Annotated in this window: 21 protein-coding genes and 1 riboswitch; of the genes, 2 read left to right on the top strand and 19 right to left on the bottom strand. The window is 31.4% G+C overall.

What is annotated here, in order from left to right; translation table 11 throughout:
- Nucleotides 1–149: 149 nt before the first annotated feature.
- The 13 genes from xylB to ACTNBA_RS12310 form a co-directional block, all read right to left on the bottom strand.
- Entirely contained in the window at nucleotides 150–1,664 is a 1,515-nt protein-coding gene (xylB, locus tag ACTNBA_RS12370; protein WP_441074428.1) for a xylulokinase, read from the bottom strand.
- Nucleotides 1,665–1,689: 25 nt separating this feature from the next.
- Entirely contained in the window at nucleotides 1,690–2,727 is a 1,038-nt protein-coding gene (locus ACTNBA_RS12365; protein WP_035130664.1) for an NAD(P)-dependent alcohol dehydrogenase, read from the bottom strand.
- A 67-nt stretch (nucleotides 2,728–2,794) separates the two neighbouring features.
- On the bottom strand, nucleotides 2,795–3,781 hold the full coding sequence (locus ACTNBA_RS12360; protein ID WP_035130662.1) for a sugar ABC transporter substrate-binding protein: 987 nt from the start codon (nucleotides 3,779–3,781) through the stop codon (nucleotides 2,795–2,797).
- A 65-nt stretch (nucleotides 3,782–3,846) separates the two neighbouring features.
- Complete coding sequence (locus tag ACTNBA_RS12355) at nucleotides 3,847–4,863, bottom strand: ABC transporter permease (RefSeq protein ID WP_414632291.1); 1,017 nt, start codon at nucleotides 4,861–4,863, stop codon at nucleotides 3,847–3,849.
- A 13-nt stretch (nucleotides 4,864–4,876) separates the two neighbouring features.
- Nucleotides 4,877–6,373 (bottom strand): sugar ABC transporter ATP-binding protein, encoded by a 1,497-nt coding sequence (locus ACTNBA_RS12350; protein WP_441074427.1) that lies wholly within the window; start codon nucleotides 6,371–6,373, stop codon nucleotides 4,877–4,879.
- A gap of 280 nt (nucleotides 6,374–6,653) precedes the next feature.
- On the bottom strand, nucleotides 6,654–8,258 hold the full coding sequence (locus tag ACTNBA_RS12345; protein ID WP_441074426.1) for a response regulator transcription factor: 1,605 nt from the start codon (nucleotides 8,256–8,258) through the stop codon (nucleotides 6,654–6,656).
- The gene (locus ACTNBA_RS12340; RefSeq protein ID WP_441074425.1) at nucleotides 8,245–10,065 is read right to left on the bottom strand and encodes a sensor histidine kinase; all 1,821 of its coding nucleotides are present in this window, start codon (nucleotides 10,063–10,065) and stop codon (nucleotides 8,245–8,247) included. Before ACTNBA_RS12340 ends, ACTNBA_RS12345 begins: the two co-directional genes overlap by 14 nt.
- Nucleotides 10,062–11,591 carry an ABC transporter substrate-binding protein gene (locus ACTNBA_RS12335; RefSeq protein ID WP_441074424.1) on the bottom strand — a complete coding sequence of 510 codons (1,530 nt, stop codon included), beginning with the start codon at nucleotides 11,589–11,591 and terminating at the stop codon, nucleotides 10,062–10,064. Before ACTNBA_RS12335 ends, ACTNBA_RS12340 begins: the two co-directional genes overlap by 4 nt.
- Before the next feature lie 162 nt (nucleotides 11,592–11,753).
- Nucleotides 11,754–11,990: a hypothetical protein gene (locus ACTNBA_RS12330; protein ID WP_346846414.1), complete on the bottom strand. Its 237-nt coding sequence runs from the start codon at nucleotides 11,988–11,990 to the stop codon at nucleotides 11,754–11,756.
- 235 nt (nucleotides 11,991–12,225) lie between these two features.
- The gene (locus ACTNBA_RS12325; protein WP_441074422.1) at nucleotides 12,226–12,597 is read right to left on the bottom strand and encodes a PH domain-containing protein; all 372 of its coding nucleotides are present in this window, start codon (nucleotides 12,595–12,597) and stop codon (nucleotides 12,226–12,228) included.
- A 50-nt stretch (nucleotides 12,598–12,647) separates the two neighbouring features.
- Nucleotides 12,648–13,433, bottom strand: a complete 786-nt coding sequence (locus ACTNBA_RS12320) for an energy-coupling factor ABC transporter ATP-binding protein (RefSeq protein ID WP_441074420.1) — start codon at nucleotides 13,431–13,433, stop codon at nucleotides 12,648–12,650.
- Entirely contained in the window at nucleotides 13,434–14,243 is an 810-nt protein-coding gene (gene cbiQ / locus ACTNBA_RS12315; RefSeq protein ID WP_441074419.1) for a cobalt ECF transporter T component CbiQ, read from the bottom strand.
- 14 nt (nucleotides 14,244–14,257) lie between these two features.
- The gene (locus ACTNBA_RS12310; protein ID WP_441074418.1) at nucleotides 14,258–15,358 is read right to left on the bottom strand and encodes an energy-coupling factor ABC transporter permease; all 1,101 of its coding nucleotides are present in this window, start codon (nucleotides 15,356–15,358) and stop codon (nucleotides 14,258–14,260) included.
- A gap of 272 nt (nucleotides 15,359–15,630) precedes the next feature.
- On the opposite strand from ACTNBA_RS12310, the gene ACTNBA_RS12305 reads away from it, so the two are divergent.
- Nucleotides 15,631–15,843, top strand: a complete 213-nt coding sequence (locus tag ACTNBA_RS12305) for a DUF3955 domain-containing protein (protein WP_441074417.1) — start codon at nucleotides 15,631–15,633, stop codon at nucleotides 15,841–15,843.
- Nucleotides 15,844–15,982: 139 nt separating this feature from the next.
- On the opposite strand, the gene ACTNBA_RS12300 is transcribed toward ACTNBA_RS12305, so the two are convergent.
- The 3 genes from ACTNBA_RS12300 to hypB all read right to left on the bottom strand — a co-directional run bounded on the left by ACTNBA_RS12300 (nucleotide 15,983) and on the right by hypB (nucleotide 20,626).
- The gene (locus ACTNBA_RS12300; RefSeq protein WP_441074415.1) at nucleotides 15,983–16,969 is read right to left on the bottom strand and encodes a DUF5692 family protein; all 987 of its coding nucleotides are present in this window, start codon (nucleotides 16,967–16,969) and stop codon (nucleotides 15,983–15,985) included.
- 66 nt (nucleotides 16,970–17,035) lie between these two features.
- Nucleotides 17,036–19,714, bottom strand: a complete 2,679-nt coding sequence (locus ACTNBA_RS12295) for an FAD-dependent oxidoreductase (protein ID WP_441074413.1) — start codon at nucleotides 19,712–19,714, stop codon at nucleotides 17,036–17,038.
- Between the two features lie 240 nt (nucleotides 19,715–19,954).
- Entirely contained in the window at nucleotides 19,955–20,626 is a 672-nt protein-coding gene (hypB, locus tag ACTNBA_RS12290) for a hydrogenase nickel incorporation protein HypB (RefSeq protein WP_441074538.1), read from the bottom strand.
- Between the two features lie 267 nt (nucleotides 20,627–20,893).
- On the opposite strand from hypB, the gene ACTNBA_RS12285 reads away from it, so the two are divergent.
- Nucleotides 20,894–21,502: a TetR/AcrR family transcriptional regulator gene (locus ACTNBA_RS12285; protein ID WP_441074411.1), complete on the top strand. Its 609-nt coding sequence runs from the start codon at nucleotides 20,894–20,896 to the stop codon at nucleotides 21,500–21,502.
- A 59-nt stretch (nucleotides 21,503–21,561) separates the two neighbouring features.
- Here the strand turns inward: ACTNBA_RS12285 and ACTNBA_RS12280 are convergent, their stop codons facing one another.
- From ACTNBA_RS12280 to ACTNBA_RS12270, 3 genes are read right to left on the bottom strand one after another with little or no spacing between them, the layout of a single operon-like run.
- On the bottom strand, nucleotides 21,562–22,491 hold the full coding sequence (locus ACTNBA_RS12280; RefSeq protein ID WP_441074409.1) for a diguanylate cyclase domain-containing protein: 930 nt from the start codon (nucleotides 22,489–22,491) through the stop codon (nucleotides 21,562–21,564).
- A complete protein-coding gene (locus ACTNBA_RS12275) occupies nucleotides 22,484–23,119 on the bottom strand; it encodes a chemotaxis protein CheC (protein ID WP_441074407.1) in 636 nt (211 codons plus the stop codon). The genes ACTNBA_RS12280 and ACTNBA_RS12275 overlap by 8 nt, the downstream gene beginning before the upstream one ends.
- Nucleotides 23,109–23,483 (bottom strand): response regulator, encoded by a 375-nt coding sequence (locus ACTNBA_RS12270; protein WP_441074405.1) that lies wholly within the window; start codon nucleotides 23,481–23,483, stop codon nucleotides 23,109–23,111. Before ACTNBA_RS12270 ends, ACTNBA_RS12275 begins: the two co-directional genes overlap by 11 nt.
- Before the next feature lie 77 nt (nucleotides 23,484–23,560).
- Nucleotides 23,561–23,643, bottom strand: a riboswitch (cyclic di-GMP riboswitch).
- Nucleotides 23,644–23,693 lie beyond the last annotated feature (50 nt).

Raw genomic sequence — 23,693 nt, 5'->3', positions numbered from 1 at the left:
TTTTTATATCTAAATAAGTTTCTATAAATATTATATATAAAATTCTAAAATATATAAACAAAGTTATTAATACTTGTGGTGTTAAATAAGAATGAGCACCCCTAAGAGTGCTCATCCTTAACTTAATAAATTATAATATAATTAATCTATTATAATAATTCAAAAGTTCCTTTTAAATCATCATATATCTTCTTATAAATCTCATAATATCTTTTATATACTAGGGAATTTTCTTCTTTTGGAAATTGTACACTATTTTCAGAAATTGCTATGCTACAAGCTTCATCTATATCCTTATATACACCAGTTCCAACTCCTGCTAGTAATGCTACTCCTAAGGCTGGCCCTTCTGAAGACTTATTTGTAGATACTTTGCAGTTAAACATATCTGCTAATATTTGACGCCATAGTTCACTTTTTCCGCCTCCACCTGACACCATCACATTAGTAGGATTCATTCCTGTGTCTTTAATGATTTCCATGCAATCTAAAAGTGAATAGGATACTCCTTCAATTACAGCTCTTAGCATTTCATTTTTTGTATGAGCAGCTGAAAGTCCAAAAAATACACCCTTTGCCTTAGGATTCAAATGTGGTGTACGCTCTCCCATGAGATATGGAAGATATATTACTCCCCTTGAACCTGCAGGCACTTTTTCTGCTTCTTTAGTCATAAGTACATATGGATCAATTCCCATACCTTTTGCTACTTCAATTTCATTATTACAAAAATTATCCCTAAACCATTTTAAAGAAAGTCCTGCACCTTGGGTTACTCCCATCATATGCCATGCACCTGGCACTGCATGACAAAAGGTGTGTACTCTTCCTTTCTCATCAATTATAGGTTCATCTAAATGTGCAAATACTACTCCTGAAGTACCTATAGTGGAGGATATTTGTCCACTTTTTATAATGCCATTTCCTATTGCACCAGCTGCCTGATCTCCTGCTCCACCTACTACAGGTGTATCCTCTTTAAGCCCAGTAACCTCCGCTGCTTTTTTATGAACTTTTCCACTGACTACAATTGATTCATGTACATCCCCTAAATACTCTATAGGAATATTTAAAGCATTAAGGACTTCCTTAGACCAGCACCTATTTTTAATATCTAAAAGCTGCATTCCTGAAGCATCAGATACCTCCGTAGCAAATTCACCTGTAAGCATATATCTTATATAGTCTTTAGGCAATAATATTTTCCTACATTTTTCATATATTTCAGGCTCATTATTTCTAACCCAAAGTATTTTAGATGCTGTAAATCCTGTTAGAGCAGGATTTGCTGTAATATCTATTAATCTTTTTTCTCCAACTTTTTCTGTAATCTCAACACATTCCTTAGCTGTACGTTGATCACACCATATAATAGATTTTCTTAATACATTTCCATCTCCATCTAACATAACTAAACCGTGCATTTGTCCAGATAAGCCAATACCACTGATGGATTCCGGATTTATATTACTATCTTTTATAACCTGATTAATTGTTATACATACTGCATTCCACCAATCTTGTGGGTCTTGTTCTGCCCAACCAATCTCTGGCTGATATAATGGATATTCTGCTGTAGAAGAGGAAATCGGATTTCCTCCCCTATCAAATAGCACTGTTTTAGTACCTGAGGTTCCAATATCTATGCCTAATAAGTACTTCATCTTCTAGCCACTCCAATCAAAATTATTAAAGCTTAATAACTGCCTTTACTACATCATTCTTATTTTCTATAACATAGTCAAAGGCTTCCTTTGTGTCACTAAAATCAAATTCATGGGTAACTATTCCATTAACATCAATTTTCCCATCAGAAATTGCTCCTATAGCTGCTGGATATATGTTTCTATATCTAAATACACTTTTTATTTCAACCTCTTTAGTCATAATTTGCATGAAATCAAACTCAATTATATCCTTCGGTGCAAGTCCTACTAATACAATAGCTCCACCTCTTTTTACTAAGTAAGGTGTCTGCTTTATTGTATGCTCAGATCCTGCTGTTTCAATAACCACATTTGCACCAGCATTGTTTGTAATCTCATTTATTACAGCTAGTACATCTTGATTTTTAGCATTTATAACTTTAGTTGCACCTAATTTTAGGGCATAGTCTAATCTCTTATCTATAACATCTACAACAATAACATTTGTAGCACCATATGCCTTACAAGCTAATAAAGTTACTAGACCTATACAGCCTGCACCTAAAACTACAACTGTATCCCCTAATTTCACACTTCCTTGTGATACAGCATGTAATCCTACTGCTAAAGGCTCAACTAGAGCACCCTCCTTAGTTGATACATTGTCTGGTAGTTTAAAACACATATTTTCTGGATATGTTATATAGTTCATTAACGAACCATGATATGGTGGTGTTGCTAGGAACTCAACCTCTGGGCATAGATTATATTTACCACTTTTACAAAATTCACATTGACCACAAGTTTGACCTGGTTCTAAAGCAACTCTATCTCCAACTTTTAAATTCTTAACTCCAGGGCCTACTTGAACTATTTCTCCGGCACATTCATGACCTAAAATAAAATCTCCATCTACTATGAAGTCTCCTATTCTACCATGCTCATAATAATGTACATCTGAACCACATATTCCTACATATTCTAATTTTATAAGTACTTCTTTATCCTTTGGAGCTGAAACCTCAATATCTCTTGTTTCCATATTATGAGTTCCACACATATATACTGCCTTGTTTATCATCTTTATTCCTCCTAAATTAAGTTCAATTATAGACCTTGCACAAAACTGTACAAGGTCTATCTTTTTATTAGTCTATATTACCTGCTTTTTTATGAATTTCTATAAACTCATCAGCATTATCCTTTGTTATTAATGGACAATCTACCATTATAGTATCACGCTCTACTTTACCAGTCATAACATCATATGTTAACTTAACAGCTTTTTCTGCAAGCTCGTAAGCACTTTGAAGAGTAGTTGATGTCATTTCACCATTTTTTATAGCTAAACAAGCTTCTGCTGTTCCATCAACACCATATGATAATATATTTGTCTTTCCTGCTGCTTTAGCTGCTTCAAGAGCTCCTACACACATGTTATCATTCATAGATATTATTGCATCAATTTCTCCATGAGTTTGAATCCAGTCTTCCATTAATCTCATCGCTTCATCTTTATTCCAATTTGCAATTTGCTCATCTAAGATTTTAACGTCTGGTCTCTTTGCAAAGAATTCTTTTTCCCATCCTTCACGTCTCTTATCAGAGTGCATATTACCTGCTGGTCCCATAAGAACTACAACTTTTCCATTTTGAGGAACTTGCTCTAAAGCAAGTTTTGCATTTTTAGCAGCTTGATCAACTGGGTCTGCATCTACTGCAGCTGCTCTATCATTATCATTAATACGGTTGTTTACTGTAATAACCTTAACCCCTTTATCCATAGCTGCCATAGCTGGTGCTACTTGTGCTTCAGAATCAAATGGTTGAAGAAGAATTGCATCATATTTCTTTGTAACCGCATTCTCAATGTGAGATGCTATAACTTCATTCTTGCTATCTCCATCAAATATATCTACCTGTACATCCTTATAGTTTGCAGCTACTTCATCCTTTACTGCATTTGCAAGCCAAGCAGCAAAAGAATCTCCTTGTGCTCTTGCAATATATGCAACTTTATAAGTCTTTTCACCTTCTGCAGCTGGTTCCTCCTTTGAAGTATTAGTACATCCCACAGTAAGTGATAATGCTAGTAACGATGACATGGCTAAAGCTAATATTTTCTTTGTTTTCATATCATTTTCTCCCCCTAATAATATTATTTTTATTATATTTTGATTTTTACTTAACTTGATTTAGTTTAAACAGAACTTCCTTTGGTTTTCACTAGGGTTTTGTCTTTTGTTTTATCAGTAATACTACCTAGTTTTTTACTTTCTCTTTTGTTCTTAGATTTTATATCGTAAATTACTGCAAATGCAATAATTACTCCCTTTACTACTTGTTGCATATAAGATTGTATTCCTACTAGGTTCATTATATTGTTTAAGAATCCCATAATGAATGCTCCTGCAAGGGTTCCACCTGCAGTTCCTATTCCCCCAGTAAAGCTTGTTCCACCAATGATTGCAGCAGTCATTCCTTCAAATTCTGCTCCTATACCAGCATTAGGAAGCCCAGCATTAACACGAGACATAAATAACACACCTGCGATTCCAACAAATATACCATTTATAAGATAAGCCTTCATCTTAGTTTTATTTACATCTATTCCTGAAGCTCTTGAAGCCTCTTCACTACCACCTACAGCATAAACACATCTACCTAGCTTTGTATGTTTTAAGATGTACCAAGTTAAAAGAGTAATTCCAGTCATGAATATTACCGGAATAGGAATAAATCCTATAGAATTTTGTCCTAGTACAATAAAATCTCCTATTTGATAAATATTTTGACCATTTGTAAATAATAAGGCTGCTCCTCTTGCTACAGTTTGCATAGCTAATGTGGCAATAAATGGAGGTGCTTTAAACTTAGTTACCATTATCCCATTGATAAAGTTACAAATAACACCTACAAGCACTCCAACTAGCACTGCTATTTCCAAAGAACCTGTTGCCTTAAAGGCTGCAACAGAAAGCAGACCTGATAAAGCCAGAACTGAACCTGCTGATAAATCTATAAGTCCACATATAATTAAAATTGTTTCACCAAAAGCAATAATAGTGGTTATTGATATTTGTCTTGATATATTGGTTAAGTTTTCTCCTGATAAAAATACAGGACTGATTAAAGAACATGCCATAAACATAGCAAGTAATACAACGTAAATACTATATTTACTTGAGGTTTTTGACCATTTATGTCTAATATCTATCATCTTCATCCTTCTATTCCCCCCTTGTAGCTAACTTCATAATAGCTTCTTGTGTAGCCTTTTCTCTATCTATTTCTCCAGTAATTTTTCCAGATGCCATAACATAGATTCTATCGCACATACCTATGAGCTCTGGTAATTCAGAACTTATTATTATTACTGCTCTATTTTCTTTTGCAAGTTCTGTAATAAGTTTATATATTTCGTACTTTGCTCCTACATCGATTCCCCTTGTTGGCTCATCAAGTATAAGAACATCTGGATTTCTAAGCATCCACTTTGCAAATATTACCTTCTGTTGATTTCCTCCGCTTAGAGAATCAATAGAGGTTTCTAAATTAGGACATTTTACCTTCATTCTTTCACATATATTTGATACACTACTAATCTCTTTTTTACTATGTAGATGACCCTTATAAAAGAATTTCTCTAAATTAGATATGGATACATTTTCAGTTATACTTCTAATTCCTACTATTCCATATCTCTTACGATCTTCTGATAGCATAACTATTCCATTGTTAATACTATCTTTTACATTTTTTATTTTTACTTCCTTACCCTTAACTTTAATTTCACCTGATAGGTATGGGTCTAGTCCAAATATTGTTCTAGCCACTTCACTTCTACCTGCTCCCATAAGACCTGCAAAACCTACAATTTCTCCTCTTTTCACATGGAAATTAATATCCTCAAAGTGTTTTCCATCAGTTAGTTCTTTAATCTCTAACATGGTTTCTCCGATTTTAATATCTTCCTTAGGATATGCATTGGTAATTTTACGGCCTACCATAAGAGAAATAACCTTGTCTATATCTAACTCACTAGCTGGCTTAGTATTAATAACAACACCATCTCTTATAACTGTTATCTCATCAGCTATTTTAAAGATTTCTTCCATCTTATGAGATATGTATATTATACTTACACCCTTACTTTTTAATTCAGCAATCTTATCAAAGAGAATTCCTACCTCTTTTCTAGTAATTGCAGATGTAGGTTCATCCATGATAATAACCTGTGAATTATAAGACATAGCCTTTAGTATCTCTAGCATTTGTATATCTGATACTGTAAGATCTTTAAATTGTGTTGTTGGCGAATAGGGTAAATTTTCTTGTTTTAAAAGGTCTTCTGTATCTTTTCTAATCTTCTTCCAATTAATTTTCCCTAATTTATTTACAGGCTCTCTTCCTAAAAATATACTTTCTTCAATAGTAATCTCAGGTATATAATTTAGCTCTTGAAATATCATAGATATACCATGCTTACGAGCTTCAATAGGATTCTGTATCTTAACTTCTTTTCCATCTATATGAATACTTCCACCATCAGGCTGATATATACCATTTATTATCTTCATAAGTGTAGACTTACCAGCTCCATTTTCTCCACAAAGCACATGAACCGTTCCCTTTTTAACAGAAAAACTTACATTTGCTAAGGCAGTTACTCCTGGGAAAAATTTCTGTATACCTTTTAATTCTAGCTTTGGTATATTGCTCTCCACCTTTATCCCCCCTTGTAAACTTTTAATTTCATTCTATGGCATAATTATAATAAAAAAATTATTAACCTATAATGGAAAATAACCTTAGTTTTGTGTAAATTATTCTCGCCTAATTTTTCACAAAGTTCTTTGTGTAATATATTAATATTTTTGTGTAATATATTAATGCATTTGTGCAACACAATTATATATCTTTCTACATTTTTTTCATTAATCTTAATTTTATATAAAAAAAATACTACTTAACATAGTTAAATAGTATTAATGTGCTACACTTTATCTATTTTTGTATGGTATCTTTATATTGACCTACAGTTAATCCTGTTACTTTTTTAAAAGTCTTATAAAAATACTGTTGATCTGTAAATCCGACCCTTTGATAGATAACTTTCATACTGTCTTCACCTTTATTAATCATTTCCTTCGCTTTTTCTATACGTAGATTAATAATATAAGAAGAAATATTTATTCCTGTCTCTTTTTTAAATAAAAATGATAGGTATTGTTTAGATAGATTAATATGAGTAGAGATATCTTCTAGGGTAACTTTACTTGAATAATTTTTTTCAATGTACTCCACAACTTTATTTATAATATATTTAGAATTCTGATCATCCCTTATTCTTAGAACTAACTGACATATCTCCTCTAAAAATTTACTCATTAGTTTTGATATAAACATAATTCTTGTAGAATCCATAATTTTATTGTAATACCCCTGATATAAGGTATCATAATCATTACCTTGAAAATATTCTTCATACTTTTCTAATATACTAACAATAATATTACAATACATAAGCTTACATGTTAACTCTGATATTTTACAACCATTTATTTTCTTCTCTATACTCTCTATATGACTTTTTCCACCCTCTAGATTTCCTTCTTCTATAAAGTTTATAAGAATACTCTTAGATTGTTTTTCGAACTTCAGCATATTTATATCCTTCAATTCTTTATTTTCTCTAGTTTCTACTACAGAACCCAAAGGCAAATAGAATATATCTTTTGTTCTTTCTATATATTCCTTAAAATAATTTGGAAATTCTCTAAGCTCACTAAACATAGGTGTATATATTACATCTAGCTTAATATTAAAATATTGCATTACAGTGGTCTTTATATATTCAATTACCTCTTGTACTTCACCATATTTAATATCTTCCTTGGATATAAAATATATAAGTCCATCCTCCTGTTCCTTCAAAAGACATTGTATTTTTTCTTTAGAAAATATCCACGTTATAAGCTCTATCATAGCATTTTTCACATTTTCATTTTCTCTTTCTTTAATGGAAACAATAATATCATTAGCTTCAGGGAAGAAACCTAAAATAGAATATTTTCCTTCATAAATATTAAAGTCTATCTGTTTAAACCCCTCAAAATCTACTTCATCAAAGGAATTTGAACCATCTATAAGATATTCTATAAGCTGATTTTTAGTCTTCATTAAGGTTTCACTAGCCTTATCCTTACCTAGTGCATCCTTATCCATATTATCTAAATTTCTTTTTACCTCTAGCATGGTACTTATAAGTTCCTCATCCTCTACCTCTGATTTAAGAATATAATTATTAGCTCCACATTTTAGAGCTTGTCTTACATTTGTAAAATCATCATAGCAGGTTAATACCAGTATTTGAGTTGAGCTATCTTCTTTTCTTACTTCTTCAGTTAACCATAAACCATCCTTCTTAGGCATTTTTATATCTGTTATAATAACATCTGGGTTATATAGCTTATACATCTCATAGGCCTTTTCACCATTTGGAGCCTCACCTATAACTGTAAAGCCTATGCTATTCCAATCTATTGTGGATTTTAATCCTACTCTTACAAGAACCTCATCATCTACAATTAAAACCTTATAAACTTTCATCACCCTCTTTATCTACTAAAAATTCACCAGTAGTTTTCCTCATTATACTCCTAGGAATGGTCACCTTAACATAGGTACCTATTTCACTTCTATTTCCTATCTTAATTCCATATTCTTCACCACAATAAAGCTTTATTCTTTCATTAACATTGTTCAATCCAACTTTACTAAATTTATTTACATCCTTTTCTTTAGTAAAGATTTTTTCTAAATCCTCTTCACTGATACCAGGTCCATTATCTTCTACAAGAATAATTAAGTTTTTACCTTCTATACATGCCTTTATAGATATTTCCAATGGTTCCTCTTCTTCATCTTCCCTAATTCCATATATCAAAGAATTCTCTACAATGGGCTGTAAAATTAATTTCGGTATTGAGCAATTAAGGCAGTGTTCATGAATATTATAAATAATGTTAACTTTTTCATTGAATCTTAGATTTTGTATTTTAATATAATTCTTAACGTAATCGATCTCGTCTTCTAGGGTAATCATTTCCTTTCCTAAGTTTATACTTACCCTTAGAAGTTTTATCAGTGAAGTTACTGCATTACTTACAGATTTATCCCCTTGTATCTTTGCCATCCATTTTATAGTATTTAGTGTATTATACAGGAAGTGTGGATTAATCTGAGCATGCAATGTCTCAAGTTCTAACTCTTTTTTTATTCTTTCTTCTTCTACTAACTTATCAACAACTTCATTCATCTTCCCTATCATATTATTAAAGCTGTTTCCAAGTTCCCCTAACTCGTCAATTCTATCTATATTTATGCGCACATGTAAATCCCCATCTTCAGCCTTCTTCATCATATTTCTCATACTCACCATGGGTTTTGAAATTTGAGACGAAAAGAATAAACAAATTATTATAGTTATAACTACATAAATTATTACACCTATTAACATATATCGTTGCATATTTGTAATTTCTTTGTATAGATACTCTTTAGTTACTATCTTTACAATCTTCCAATCTGTTGATGTAATATTAGAGTATATACATACCTTTTCAACATTATCATCAGTAAACTCTATTGAACCCATATCTATTTTAGCTGATAGAACTTCTTTTGCATAATTTTTTTCTTCTATATTTTTTCCTATAATTTCTTTATTAGGATGGCTAATTATTTGACCCTTTTCATTACAAATAAATAATTCACTATTCTCCTCTGTAATTAGACTTTTATAAGAATCCTCTAATATGGTTTCATCTACATCAATAAATATTGTTCCCATATCCTTTAAGCTATTTAAGTCTATTATCTTTCTTCCTAAAGAAAAATAGTTCTTAGGAATTTCTCCCGACAATATCTTAACTCTAACAGGAATTGTATCAAACCAAACTAACTCACCATGAGTCTTATCGATATCATTAATATCAATTCCCTGTTTAACATAGGTTTTGCTAGCCCCTACATTATAAATATTATGTTTAGTTGTAAGGTATATACTTTCCACCTCTTCATTTGTAGTACAAAAATTTCTCAGTATATTATTTAATTCCTCATGACTTTCAGTTGATGAGCTTTTCAAGCTTTCAATAAAATCTCTATTGGTAACAACCATGTCTGACAGGTCAGCAATGCTATCAATTATAAAATCAATATTGCTTCCTGCCTCATATACAGATTGTTTTGCAGATTCACTATACTTTGTAGTAATAATTGATTTCATTACATTGTTGTAAATAATATATATAAATCCAATAGGTATAAATATTAATAGAATAAAAATAACTAGCAATTTATTTCTAAAGCTCTTTCTAATCCATGAAGTTCTCATTTTATCCCCGCTCTTCATTGTAGCAAACTCAACTCTTTTAAAATTTTATTTGCTACTACCTTAGGATCTAAATCATTCTTAACCATATCTCTTACATTATTAATAATTATTTGCTCTACAAAATAGAAATTACTAATCTTAGATCTAAAATATACATTATCCTCTTTCCAGACCTCTAGTAGTGCAGGTAAGTGGTTTAAATTACTTATTTCATTTGTATTACTTTTTACATTTTCTATAATATCTTGTACATCCTTGCTATTATATACAGATTTTCTCGGCGGCATGCTTCCACCTTCTGGTTCCCATAAAACCATACTTTGAGTCTGAGGTGCAGTTGCCCAAACTATAAATAACCAGGCAGCCTTCTTTTCAATTTCTGAAGCATTACTATTAATTCCTATTCCTGCTCCTCCATATATATTGGCACTTCTCACATTTCCATAGGGCAAGATACTATAACCAACCTTACCTGCCACTTTAGATAAATTAGGATTTTCTACTACAGCTCCATTTTCATCCCAGTTTGCCATCATTGCAATTTCACCATTTTTAAAAGCCTCTGCAGTATCCGTCCAATTCCAATTAATACTATCTGGTGCACCCACTTCTACCATCTGCTTGTACATACTTAATCCATCTTCAAGGTTATGATTTTTAACTGAAACCATTTTGGGTTTTTCTACTCCTAATGTATTAACATGGGGATCATCAAAATAATCCCCTCCATAGGATTCAAGTACATTAGAAAAATCGCAATATACTGAATTATGTAATTGAGCCATTTGTGCACTCCCATATTTAACTTCTTCATCTGGAACATTTTCATCAATCCATTTTGAAACAATGCAATACCTTTCCCAAGTAAAAGTATTCTGTCCTGGAGTCCAATCAAATCCATTTTCAGCCATAAACTGTTCTCTATACTTTTCGAAAATATCCTTTCTATAGAAGAAAATCATAGTTGTAGTATCAAAAGGTATGGCACATAACTTAGTTTTATCACCAAAGTAAGATAAAATATTTACCTGATCATCAAAGAAATCCTCCATACCACCTGGTATATGAGGCATTCTAGGATCATTATTATATAAATTTAAATCCTCTAGATTATTATGAAACCTGTTAAGAGTTTGATATGGATCTACATAAACAAGTTGAAATTTTCCTCTTTCAGATATAAAATCGTTATTTATCTTATTTATCATTGTACTATAATCCATTGGTCTAATGTTTACTCTAATACCAGTTTTCTCAGTAAAATTTCTACACTCCCTAGAAAGAATATTAGCATTTATATTATTTTCTACCACAAAATTAAGGGTAGTACCTTGAAATTCTCTCCATTGAAATCCCTCTGGTGTTTCTATATTGGGTAATTCATTATCCCATGGATAAAAAGGCGCTTTAATTTTATTACTAATTAATTCATCATCTTTAGACTTAGCCATTATTATATTTTCGCTATAAGTAGTTAAACAAAGCATCATTACAGTCATAATTACAATGAAAATACAAATTCTTTTATTCCTAATAATAATCACCTTCCTCCTTTGTTTTTATATAAAATTCTATTCCATTTAGCTACATTATACATAATAATTCTACATATTTAAATGATTAAATCACTATTTTTTCATTAAAATGCTACTCTATTAAAAAATACTTTAAAAAAGAACCCTCAAAATGAGAGTTCTTCAATAAACTTATTTTTCTTTTAATGCTTCTGGTAATAATTCTTCAATCTTGTTTACAGGTATACCATTTCTAAATTTAACATCCATTCCACAAACTACAGCATAAAATCTAGCATAAACCTGTTGAATTTCTTCAACTTCTGGTGAATCTGTTCGATATGAAAAGTATAAATTAGTTAATTCAATGGCAACATCATATTCATTCCTTTGTATTGGTGTTGATTTCAACTTCATGTCTTCTTCCATCTAATCACCCCCTAATACTATTTTACATTAATTCCCATAAGAATGCAACACAGGATACAATCTAGTTTATGGATGACGAATCTCAAAGTAAGGTTATAAAAGTTAAAGCCGCTACTTAAAAACATAAGTAACGGCTATTTATTAAATATCAGAATTGTATCACTGCAACCTATGATATGGAATAAATCACTAAATAAAATTTAAAACTTATTCACTTTACATATGTCTATGATTATCATTTTAAAAGTGCGTTGGCTATTAACATATCCAATTTACGGATATCTACTCCCTTTTGTAGATTTACTTTGATTTGACCTGCTCTAGTCCATAATTCAACTTCTGCACTAAGATCAAAAAGCTTCCCTGCATTTTCAGTAGACCACATGTTAATAGAAGAATACGGTAAAGAATACACCTCTACTTTCTTGCCAGTAAGCCCTTGTGCATCTCTTACAATTAGTCTTTTATTAGTAAAAATTGCACTATCTCGGAATGTTTTATAAGCAGCAATCGCTACCTCTCCTTCAACCAATAAATCACTAACATCATTTGGAATTGGACATTCAGATACTAGTGTCCATGTTAATATACCTTGTGTTTCTGCCATTTCATTTACCTCCTACAAGTAAATCTTTGTCTCTATTTACTATTCTGCATCTATGTAGAAAAACCTTCCTCAATAAATGATTTTTTTGAAGCTCCACAGATTGGGCAATTTTGAAGTGAAAGAGGTATTTCTAATCCACAATCATTTAGTAAATCCGCGTTACTTAAAATATCTACTGTGTTTCCATCTGCAGCAATTTCACCCTCTTTTATCACAATAATTCTTTTACAAGTATCAAATACCATATCTAAATCATGACTAGTTATTATCTTTGTATGCTGAAAGCCTTTTAATAAATTGATTAATCTTCGTCTTGATTTAGGATCTAAAGCTGCTGTTGGCTCATCCATAACTAATACATCTGGTTCCATTGATAGAACTGATGCAATTGCAGCAGCTCGCTTTTCTCCACCTGATAATTTAAAGGGTGCTCTATCTTTCAAGTGAGATATTCCTACTAACTCTAAAGCCTTTGTAACTTTGATTTCAACTTCTTTTTCATCAAAGTTATAATTTCGTGGTCCAAAGGCCACATCATCATATACAGTTGCCATAAACAACTGATCATCAGGGTCTTGAAAAACCATTCCTAATCTCTGGCGTATCAAGGGTAATGTTTTTTTTGTTACATTCACATCTCCTATGACCACCTCTCCGTTATTTGGAAAGAGAACTCCCATCAAAAGCATCAATATTGTAGACTTTCCTGCACCATTGGCACCAATAATTCCCACAGATTCACCGTGATGGATTGTGAATGATATATTTTTTACTGCTACATGTCCATCAGGATAGGAAAAATATAAGTTCCTTACCTCAAGTTTGTGACAACTCATCTATTTAATCACCCCCGTAATTAATGAACCTATAAGCATAGGTATATTATAAATTCTTGCTAAAATGAAAAATATGCTCCAACCTGTTAAATACGCAAAATCACTAAAGCTTAATTTTTCAATATGTCCTGTATTATACTCTCCTGTAAAGCCTCTCATATTCATAGATTGATACACCCTCTGTGCCCTATCAAATGTCCTAAGTATCAACTGTCCTGCAAAAGAACCCCAAACATTTCTATGTATGCCCTTTTGTCCAGGCGCCCTAAGGAAATATGCTCTCATCATTCTAGAAACCTCTTCTATAAGCACAGATATATATCTATATGTTAATAATAACTGTAATACAAAGATTTTAGGAACTTTCAGCATACGCAATGCTACAGCCAATTTATCCATCCCTGTAGTTGCAATTAATAAAATACTAACAGTCACCGTTAACCCACATTTTATAAAAATAGATAAAAATATTACCCATCCTCTTGAAATAACAATACCTCCTAGAGCCATTGTATGATGATTAAATAAGGGGTTTAATATACCAATTCCAATAATAAAAGGCTCTACAAGTAATAGTCTTTTAAGGATTGGAACAACTGGCAACTCTGCTAACACAAAAATAACCACAGGATAGAAAATAAAAGACAAAAGACTACTAATTTCGTATCTTCCAAATGATACAACTACAGTTAGATAAACAATTGTAGTTAATAACTTTGTAATGGGATGAAGCCTATGTATTGTGGTTTCTTTCCCTGCTAAATCATCTAGAAGTCTCATATTATAAAGAGAATTTATTACTTTTGCCATGTAAAATCAAATCCTTATTGCAGAATTTTACTGGTGGTTTCATTACCACCTAGCTTATTTTTATTATTAAACTTTTCTTTTCTTTTTTTAACTAAGCTGATAACAAATCCTGTGAATGCTGCCAGTGCAAGTGTCAATACTCCACCAACAATACCTGAAACACTTGTTCCAGCACTAACTGCAGGCCATTGCTCTTCAACTTCTACAGCTGTTTCTTCTTCACTTTCATCTTCCTTTGCCTTAAAACTGTAATCAGGCAAAAAAGCTATCTTACTTTGTATTTCTGATAATATATTATGAATTCCATCTGGTGTTTCAAATTCTGCTGTTCCTGAAGTTTTTTCCATAGCCCATTCCAATCCATCAGGATTTGAAGAGGCAAACCAAGAAAGCGCTCCACCAACTAAAACTACTCCAATTACCAGGCTAGTAAGTATCTTTTTCATAGATATATTACCAAGAGCTTCTCCTTTAGCTGCCTTTTCTAGAATTTCTGGTCTAGCCTTCCATACAAAAGTAACAATTGCTGATGTAACAAACCCTTCTGCTACTCCGATTGCTAGATGTATTGGTTGCATTAACAATAAAAAGGTTCCAAAAGGCAATTCAGTCTTTCCGGACATAAGAGTCTGAAGTACAACGCTAAAAGCTCCTATTTGAAGACCAACTATAGTAGATGCCATTGAGGCGCTAAAGATCTTCTTAGTAGTAATCCCTTTACGTGTAAACCATTTATAAATTAAAGGATATGCTATAAAACAAGTATAAAATCCAAGATTAAATACATTGCAACCATAGGCAAGTAACCCACCATCTCCAAAGAACAGTGCTTGAATTAACAAAATAGAAGCCATAGTTAAGAATCCCGCATAGGGCCCTAATAATATTGCAAGTAGTATTCCTCCTCCAATGTGTCCACTAGAACCAGTACCAGGGATTGAAAAATTAATCATTTGTGCAGCAAAAACAAATGCTCCCATTACCCCCATTAAGGGAATTTTCTTTTCATCCATATCATTCTGTATTTTTTTAATTGAATAAGCTGTAATTCCAGTAGTAGCAGCCAACATAGTTCCTCCCACCACTGGTGAAATCAAAGCATCAGCCATATGCATAATATCCACTCCTCTACAAAATAAAATGCTCCCCAAAGTCAAGCATTTAAAACCATCTAATTTATCTCCTCAGTTGTAAATCGAAACGCAACCCTTTCAACACCAACTAGGTTGTATTAATAATAAATATTTATTGTAAATCAATAAATATTTATTGACATTTCTATTTTCCAAGTATAAAATGATATTAAAAGGTACAGAATTTATAAAGTACTTAATTGCAAATAAAAAATTAATCTGAAGTACAAAAATTTATAGGAGGAAATTTAAAAATGAAAAAATATTTATTTAGTATTCTTTTAGTAGTAGCTAGTATAGCGTGTTTTACGATATTTAATGTAGTTGGTTCCGAAGTCTTGCCAGATGGAACTCTATCTGAACCATTCTTTCTTATACCAATAGGATTTTTATTTGCTGGCATAGCTATTATATCAGCAATAATAATTTATTTAGTATCTAAATTTGTAAACAGCAATAACCAATAAGTGTATAGTCTATTATTTTCAATTAATAGATACGTATTAGAACTTAATTATTGTATATTGTGTTATCTTAGTAGTTCTAGATAGCAAAAATAGGCCTATAGGCCTATTTTTTTGCCTTCTATAATCATAATATATCGCTTTACATCATCATTTTAATTTCTTTAAACTCATCAAGATCAGTATAAAGTTCTCCCTTGTATGGATTTCTCTTAGTTTTCCTTATTTTATATATCATATAAACAAATACAGCTATATTACTTGCAAGAGCTATAGCTCCTAAAATTGTATAAATAGTAGTATTGTAAGTCGATTTAACTACAAACATTCCTGTATCCTGGAAATTTGGAAAAGTTTGAGCAAACATGCACCATATAGCTAAGGTCTGAGCTCTATGCTGTAGCCAAGCACCTTTTCCAACAGTAAATGCACATAGAGTTGGCGCAATAAGTAATGCTAAGCCTGCGTACCAAGAATGAGTAGGTATGCAATTATAAGTATATACAAAATTCCATAAATCATATGCAATAATCCAGAACCAAAGCATATCAGGCCATAGCATATCCTTACTTTTGTCCTTTCTAGTTTGTTTTCTAATTACTATTCCAAACCAACCAGTTATAGCAATGATATTTAGTATACCAGCCGCTGCATTCATATAATTCCAAGGACCACCCATTACACCTACTACTTCACCTTCAATAGCTCCTGAATTTATCATCCAATAAATGGATCCAACTTCAATATCTCTTGCCACTGCTTCTATAATGTTAATAGCTAGAATCAACGGTGGAAAGCATAGTGCAATTTTATTATCAGCTAGTCTCCAAACAACCTCACCAGTAATTTTATCCTTTTTCTCAATATGACGAATACACCAAAATCCAATACATCCTGCTGTTGCAGAATAAACTTTAGCTAGATGGAACCAGTCAGTATAGGTAACATCCTTTAAAACAGTCATCCAAACAACTGTTAAAATAATTGGCAAAATAACAAAACTAAAAAATCCTGCCCACTTCTGTCTTCTAGAAAACTCATTGAATAAAAACAAACCTGCAAAAACTACAAACCACATTCCCCATGCAGAAAACATTGTTGCTCCTTCAACATAATTAAATTCAAACATTTTATTCACCCTCTACCCCTATTTAAATTTAAAATTACTTTATAAAATCTTTTATAGTTAACTAATTTATTTAAAAAGTTTCTTTACTTTTTTAGTTGTAATTTTCACTTTACGTTTAAGAATTTGCTTTATAACTACAGGTTTTAGATCCTCATAGGCTACACCCTCACCATCATATTTTCTTACAAGGGAAATAGCATCAAACTTACATTTAGTGGTACATTGACCACATCCTACACACAGGAATTCATCTACAACCGTTGCACCACAGCTAAGACAACGTTCTGTTTCCCTTTTTATCTGGTCTTCAGTAAATGTTTCACGTAAATCTTTAAATGTTTTCCTTGATTTGCTTCCATCTACATGACCTACACTTTGTCTAGGAGTACTATCATATCCTTTAAGTTCTATATTTTTCTTATCTAATGCATGATATTCTTTTCTATCTCGACCAATAATCAAACTTTGTCCTGGTTGAACATAACGATGAATTGAAGTTGCACCTTCCTTACCTAAAGCAATAGCATCTATTGCAAACTTAGGTCCTGTTAATGCATCACCACCAGCAAAAACATCAGGCTCACCTGTCTGTAATGTAAATGGATCTGCTTTAATAGTATTATTTCTATTTAGTTCAATTTTGCTATCTGATAAAAGTTCTCCCCAATTCATTCCCTGACCTATTGAAAGCAGTACAGTATCAGCCTTAACTATGATAGTGTTATTTTCATCATAAGATGGACTAAATCTTCCACTTTTATCAAATACAGAAATACATTTCTTGAATTCTACTCCTGTAGCACGACCATTTTCAACAATTACTCTCTTTGGTCCCCAAGAATTATTAATTTCAATATTCTCTGATAATGCTTCCTCAATTTCCTCTGGAAGTGCAGGCATTTGTTCACGACTTTCCAAACAGTACATTTTAATTTGTGTATTTCCAATTCTAGTAGCTGTTCTCGCAACATCTATAGCAACGTTACCACCACCGATTACGATTACATTGCCTTCAAGTTTTAACTCCTTACCCAAGTTAACATCTCTCATAAAATCTATACCGGTTATAACATTTTCTACATCTTCACCTTCAATGCCAAGGTTCCTTCCCATACACGCACCAATTGCAATATAGAAGGCTTTAAACCCTTGATTCCTTAATTCATTAAGACTTATATCTCTTCCAACCTCAACGCCAATCTTGAATTCAACGCCTAATTCTTTCAGTATGTCAATTTCAGCATTTATTACATTCTTTTCAAGCCTGAATGAAGGTATTCCTAAAGTTAACATTCCACCAAGAACCTTTTCTTTTTCAAACACAGTTACTTTATACCCATCAATGGCTAAGTAGTATGCACAGCTAAGACCTGAAGGCCCTGCTCCCACAACAGCAATTTTTTTACCGTACTCGTGCTTACGTTTAGGCACATATCTATGATCAGTATTTAAATCTTGTTCAGCAATAAATTTTTTGATTTCATCAATAGCAACTGGATCGTCAATATCTCCCCTAGTACAATCTGTTTCACACTTTCTTGGGCAAATACGTCCGCATACTGCAGGAAACGGATTTTCTTGTTTGATAAGTTCAAGAGCTTCTCTATATCTTCCTTGAGAAGCAAGTTTAATATAACCTTGAACTGCAATATGAGCTGGACAATTGGTTTTACAAGGACTTGTACCTGTATCAACTACATCTTTTCTATTGGTTCTATATTCAGGATTCCATTTATCTGGACCCCACTCAGTATCTCGTGGAGTATCAATTCTCTTTATCTCAGTAGTTACTGGTGTTTTGGAACATAATTTTTGCCCCAATTGTAGTGCATTAACAGGACAATTTTGAACGCACTCTCCACAGGCAACACATTTCTCTTTGTCCACTTTAGAAACATAATTTGAACGTACCATATCAGCGTTAATAAACATACTAGCAGTTCTTAAAGCCAGACAAGAACATCCACAGCAATTACAAATAGCATGAGTTTTACCAGAACCATCTAAGTTAGGTATTTGATGCATTAAACCGTTTTCTTCTGCTCTCTTAATAATTTCAAAGGCTTCTTCACGAGTAATCTGTCTACCTCTCTTCGTACGTATATAGTATTCTGCAGCATGCCCCATCTGAATGCACATGTCTTCCTTGAGGTGACCACAGCCTTCTCCCATAGCTTCTCTTGCTGTACGGCATGAACAATCAGCAACTGAAAATATATCATTATCATTAAGATACTTAGAAACTTCCTCATAGGATGCTCTTCTAGTTTCACCTTCAATGGCATGTTCTATAGGTATAACACGCATAAGACCTACTCCTACAGGAAAACTTCCTGCTGTCTTAGGTCCCCTTACTCTTCCATAGGCTTCAAAAGCCCTAGGAATCTGAGGATACTTTTTAACATTCTCCTTATTGTTAACCATCATTTCCATGATACCTGGAACCCAGGTCTCATACCAAAATGTATCTACTCCATCAATTTCATTTACAAAACAAACCCCTGCATCTGCTAATTCTAATAAAAGTTCTGTTGTTTTCTCTACAGATTTGCCACATAAAGGAGCAACATCTTTAGCAGTAACCTTTTTACGTATTTCCATACAAAGTACAACTTCTGCCATTTCTTCTGAAACAACAGGTTCAAGAATCATATACTCGGGATCTGTAGCTTTGATTTCATTTTTCGAGCCACGCTTCTTATTACTGATGTGATTTGCAAGATCAAGTACCTTTTCCTTGACCATATATTATCCCTCCCCAAAATAATTATATGTCATCATAAACAAAACTATAAACACCAGTGTTTACAATGAATTGCAAAGATGGCAAGACTCATTATTAATATTAACTATATTAAAATAATCAGCACTTTTAGGTTTTATTAAGTTATTAAAACAAAAGTAACCGAAAGAAACTGATTATTATATAGTCAAAATATTTTAAAGTAAGTTTATAATACTTTTAATGTTATGAATTATTTAAAGTTATTTATTTTTCCAATTATTTATTTGTCCACGTATCCAGTCAGCCCATTCTCCAATCCCCTCTCCAGTTTTAGCTGAAATTGGGATAACTTTAATATTTGGATTCAGTTTTTTTACCCTCTCTTTTACTGCCTCCATATCAAATTCAAAATAGTCCGCTGCATCTATTTTGTTCACTAATAAAACATCAACTATTGAAAACATTAAAGGATATTTTAAAGGCTTGTCATCTCCTTCTGGTATGCTTAGAATCATAGCATTTTTTGATGCACCAGTGTCAAATTCTGCAGGACACACTAAGTTCCCAACATTCTCTAATATTGCAAAATCAATGTTATCTGTTCCAAGACCTTTTAAACCTTGTCTAGTCATATCAGCATCAAGATGACACATTCCTCCTGTATGCAGTTGAATTACTTTAACTCCAGTCTGTGAAACCTTGTGTGCATCCACGTCTGAATCAATATCAGCTTCTAAAATACCAATGTTCATTTCATTTTGCAGAGCTTCAATTGTTCTTAAAACAGTTGTTGTTTTCCCTGAACCAGGTGATGACATAAGATTTAATAAAAAGACCCCATCTTTTTTCAATTCTTCTCTAAGTAGCTCAGCCTGATGATCATTGTTGTCAAAAACACTTTGCTTAATTTCTAAAACTTTAAATGCCTCCATGTAAACTCTCCCCCATTTCATATTTAATTTAGGTTACTTTATTGAAGTAGGTTACAATATATTATTACCAACCGTTCCACAATATAACATAACAGTTGTTATGTTTATAATATAATACGCACCTACCTTTGTCAATGAATTAACATTCGAAATAATAAATATGTTATGAAAATGCAGACTATTATGTCTTTAATATAATGGTCCTATAATATGTGAATCATGATGTTGTAAAAATATGATATACTATTTTTAAATGGGGTGAATAAAATGAACGCTAATGAACCTAATGAAAGAAAGCAACATATTTTAGATGCTGCAATTAGTGTATTTATAGAAAATGGCTTTGAAGAAACAAGTATGCGTCAAATAGCCTCAGCTGCTGGGCTTACTACTGGTGCAATATATCATCATTTTAAGAACAAGGACGAGCTATTCTACCACGCAGTAAAGGAAGCTATGTACTTTGCTCAAAAACTTTCTGAAAAAGATGAAAGTAGTAATCTTAAAAGCACTGAAAATATGTTAAATGAAATTAGTAATAAAGTTAGAGAACGTATGTCTAAGGTTAATGAGCAACGCCTTTTAGTTTTATTAATAGGCTACGTATTATCTAAAGGTGGCTCTCTTAGTGAAAGCCTTAAACAAGATTATAATGAAATAATAAATAAGGTAGCAGATATGTACTTTTACGCATTTGGTATCGAAAATAAAAACTGCAAAAAAAGTCTTGCTACTATTTTAATAGCAGCTCTAGATGGTGTTGCAATGCAATATTCCCTAGGGGTTTTAAAACAGGAAGATCAAGAATTCAAAAACACCTTTGTGAGATTTTTTGCAGAAAGTATTCCTGCATTTATGGAAAAAAATAAATCCTAAGCTAAGCTACATAAAACAAGGATACTTGTAATTTTTACATAGCATCCTTGTTTTTACTATTATTTAAATAAATGATATCCATTTCCACCTGTTTTTTTAGCTTTATACATTGCCCTATCTGCTTCTAATATTAGTTCATCAATATCATTAACCTCATTGGGTAATATACTAATACCTATGCTTAAAGATATTTTTATTTGCTCTTCTTTACAATATATAGCTTCAGTAAGATTAGTAATTCTGGAGGCTACAGCTTCACATTCATGGTAACTTTTTATAAAAGGTAGTAATATTAAGAATTCATCACCACCAAACCTAGCAACTATATCCCCATTTCTAGTAGATTCTTTTAGTATTTTAGCTACATGAATGAGAACCTCATCTCCTTTTTTATGTCCATATGTATCATTTATATATTTGAATTTATCAACATCTATAAACATAAGTCCTAAAAGACTATTATTTCTTTTAGCATTATTATAAAATTCATCTGCCATTTTATAAAACAATGTTCTATTCGCTAAACCTGTCAGTCCATCATAATAAGCTAATTTATTAATAGTTTTTTCCTTTTCCTTTAATTCTTTATTTAAAATATATAATTCATTCACATATTTTTTTAGTTGATCAATACGTAAAAATTGATTAGTCACATCAATAAATTCAATAAGTATAAAATTCAAATTATCTTTTTCTATTCTACTTATCTTTAAATTTAAATTTTTATTATTACTTAGCAAATCTTTATGCATAGCTGCCGAAAAAAACATTTTTCTTCCATCATTGATTATACGATTTATTGTATCTTTAAAATAACCTTTATTTAGACTAGGAATAACATCATATATACAACTATTTTTTACTTTTTCCTCACTAATATGGGTTAAACATTCCATATGATTATTCCAAAATAAAATTTTAAAATCTTCGTCTAATATGATTATTCCTTCGTTTATATTATCTAATATATCATATAAAATTCTATCCACAGAAATCATCTTCTATCATTCCTACTTTATTTAATAATTGACTTAATGAACTTAAAGTAAGATTAATTATTATAGCACCCGCTATTTCCGAATCGTCTATTTTAAAGGTTATATATAGCATCAAAATATGCTCGTACTCTTTGTTCTTTATATTTTTTTCAAAATCCACTTTATTAAATACGTTAACTTCTGGTAAAGTATAATTTAATTTTAATTTTAGATAATTTCCTATTTCGCCAATTATTGAATTTAATATTATATTTCCAATTTCCTTTATAATATCAAAATCTATATCAGTAAAATTCATATTACATAGTTGATTTTCATCATTTTCATTTAAACATAGGTTTATAAATGTTCTCATTTTATCCGCTGGGAATATTAAGCTTGCCTTTCCTCTAAGTTCATCTTCAAATGCTATAGAGGATACCATAATAGTTCCTTGCATTACTTGCGGAAGATAATCATCTATTACTATTGCTTTTTCGTTCAAATCTAAGATTTTCAAATTTGGTACATTTAATAATATTTTTTTATTTATTATTTCAGACAATATACTCGCTGATTTACCTACACTTATATTAAATAACTCTTTTAATATATCTTCTCTTTCTACATTATTCTTCATTTTGAACATTCCTTATTATCTCACATATAGATTTTGCTTTTTCTTCAGTAAAGGGCTTGTTTATAAATTCTATTACACCATATGAATCTATTTCTTCCTTTATACTTTTTTGAACATCTGCTGAAACTACAATTATTTTTGCATTAGAATCATATTCATTTATTAATTTTATTAATTCTCCTCCATTTAATTTAGGCATTAATAAATCTACAAATGTGTAATCAGGTTTAATACTTTTGTATTTTTCTAATCCTTCCTCTCCATCCTTTGCAAAATAAGTGTTTACGTCATCTAAATATTTTACAATTAAGTTACCTATTATTTTTTGAGAAAAAGTAGAATCATCAATAATTAAAATATTCATTTTAATATACCTCCTATGTTTAGTTATGGAATAATTCATCCATTATAAAATTAAAACCCTATATTCATAAAAATTATGAATATAGGGTCGGTTGCATCACTAACTCCATACATATAAGATGCCCAAGCTAAATATGTACTTCACAGTTTCCCTTGTATTTTAATCCAATTTAAATTATAACATTTAAATATTATCATTTAATATAAACTG

The organism is Clostridium sulfidigenes (assembly GCF_052067195.1).
Lineage (GTDB): Bacteria > Bacillota > Clostridia > Clostridiales > Clostridiaceae > Clostridium_J > Clostridium_J sulfidigenes.
This window is presented reverse-complemented; position numbering and strand designations above follow the sequence as displayed.

Coding starts and splice junctions, on each gene's coding strand:
- xylB (WP_441074428.1), bottom strand. CDS start 1,664: ATGAAGTACTTATTAGGCATAGATATTGGAACCTCAGGTACTAAAACA.
- ACTNBA_RS12365 (WP_035130664.1), bottom strand. CDS start 2,727: ATGATAAACAAGGCAGTATATATGTGTGGAACTCATAATATGGAAACA.
- ACTNBA_RS12360 (WP_035130662.1), bottom strand. CDS start 3,781: ATGAAAACAAAGAAAATATTAGCTTTAGCCATGTCATCGTTACTAGCA.
- ACTNBA_RS12345 (WP_441074426.1), bottom strand. CDS start 8,258: ATGAAAGTTTATAAGGTTTTAATTGTAGATGATGAGGTTCTTGTAAGA.
- ACTNBA_RS12340 (WP_441074425.1), bottom strand. CDS start 10,065: ATGAAGAGCGGGGATAAAATGAGAACTTCATGGATTAGAAAGAGCTTT.
- ACTNBA_RS12330 (WP_346846414.1), bottom strand. CDS start 11,990: ATGGAAGAAGACATGAAGTTGAAATCAACACCAATACAAAGGAATGAA.
- ACTNBA_RS12325 (WP_441074422.1), bottom strand. CDS start 12,597: ATGGCAGAAACACAAGGTATATTAACATGGACACTAGTATCTGAATGT.
- ACTNBA_RS12320 (WP_441074420.1), bottom strand. CDS start 13,433: ATGAGTTGTCACAAACTTGAGGTAAGGAACTTATATTTTTCCTATCCT.
- cbiQ (WP_441074419.1), bottom strand. CDS start 14,243: ATGGCAAAAGTAATAAATTCTCTTTATAATATGAGACTTCTAGATGAT.
- ACTNBA_RS12310 (WP_441074418.1), bottom strand. CDS start 15,358: ATGCATATGGCTGATGCTTTGATTTCACCAGTGGTGGGAGGAACTATG.
- ACTNBA_RS12305 (WP_441074417.1), top strand. CDS start 15,631: ATGAAAAAATATTTATTTAGTATTCTTTTAGTAGTAGCTAGTATAGCG.
- ACTNBA_RS12300 (WP_441074415.1), bottom strand. CDS start 16,969: ATGTTTGAATTTAATTATGTTGAAGGAGCAACAATGTTTTCTGCATGG.
- ACTNBA_RS12295 (WP_441074413.1), bottom strand. CDS start 19,714: ATGGTCAAGGAAAAGGTACTTGATCTTGCAAATCACATCAGTAATAAG.
- hypB (WP_441074538.1), bottom strand. CDS start 20,626: ATGGAGGCATTTAAAGTTTTAGAAATTAAGCAAAGTGTTTTTGACAAC.
- ACTNBA_RS12285 (WP_441074411.1), top strand. CDS start 20,894: ATGAACGCTAATGAACCTAATGAAAGAAAGCAACATATTTTAGATGCT.
- ACTNBA_RS12275 (WP_441074407.1), bottom strand. CDS start 23,119: ATGAAGAATAATGTAGAAAGAGAAGATATATTAAAAGAGTTATTTAAT.
- ACTNBA_RS12270 (WP_441074405.1), bottom strand. CDS start 23,483: ATGAATATTTTAATTATTGATGATTCTACTTTTTCTCAAAAAATAATA.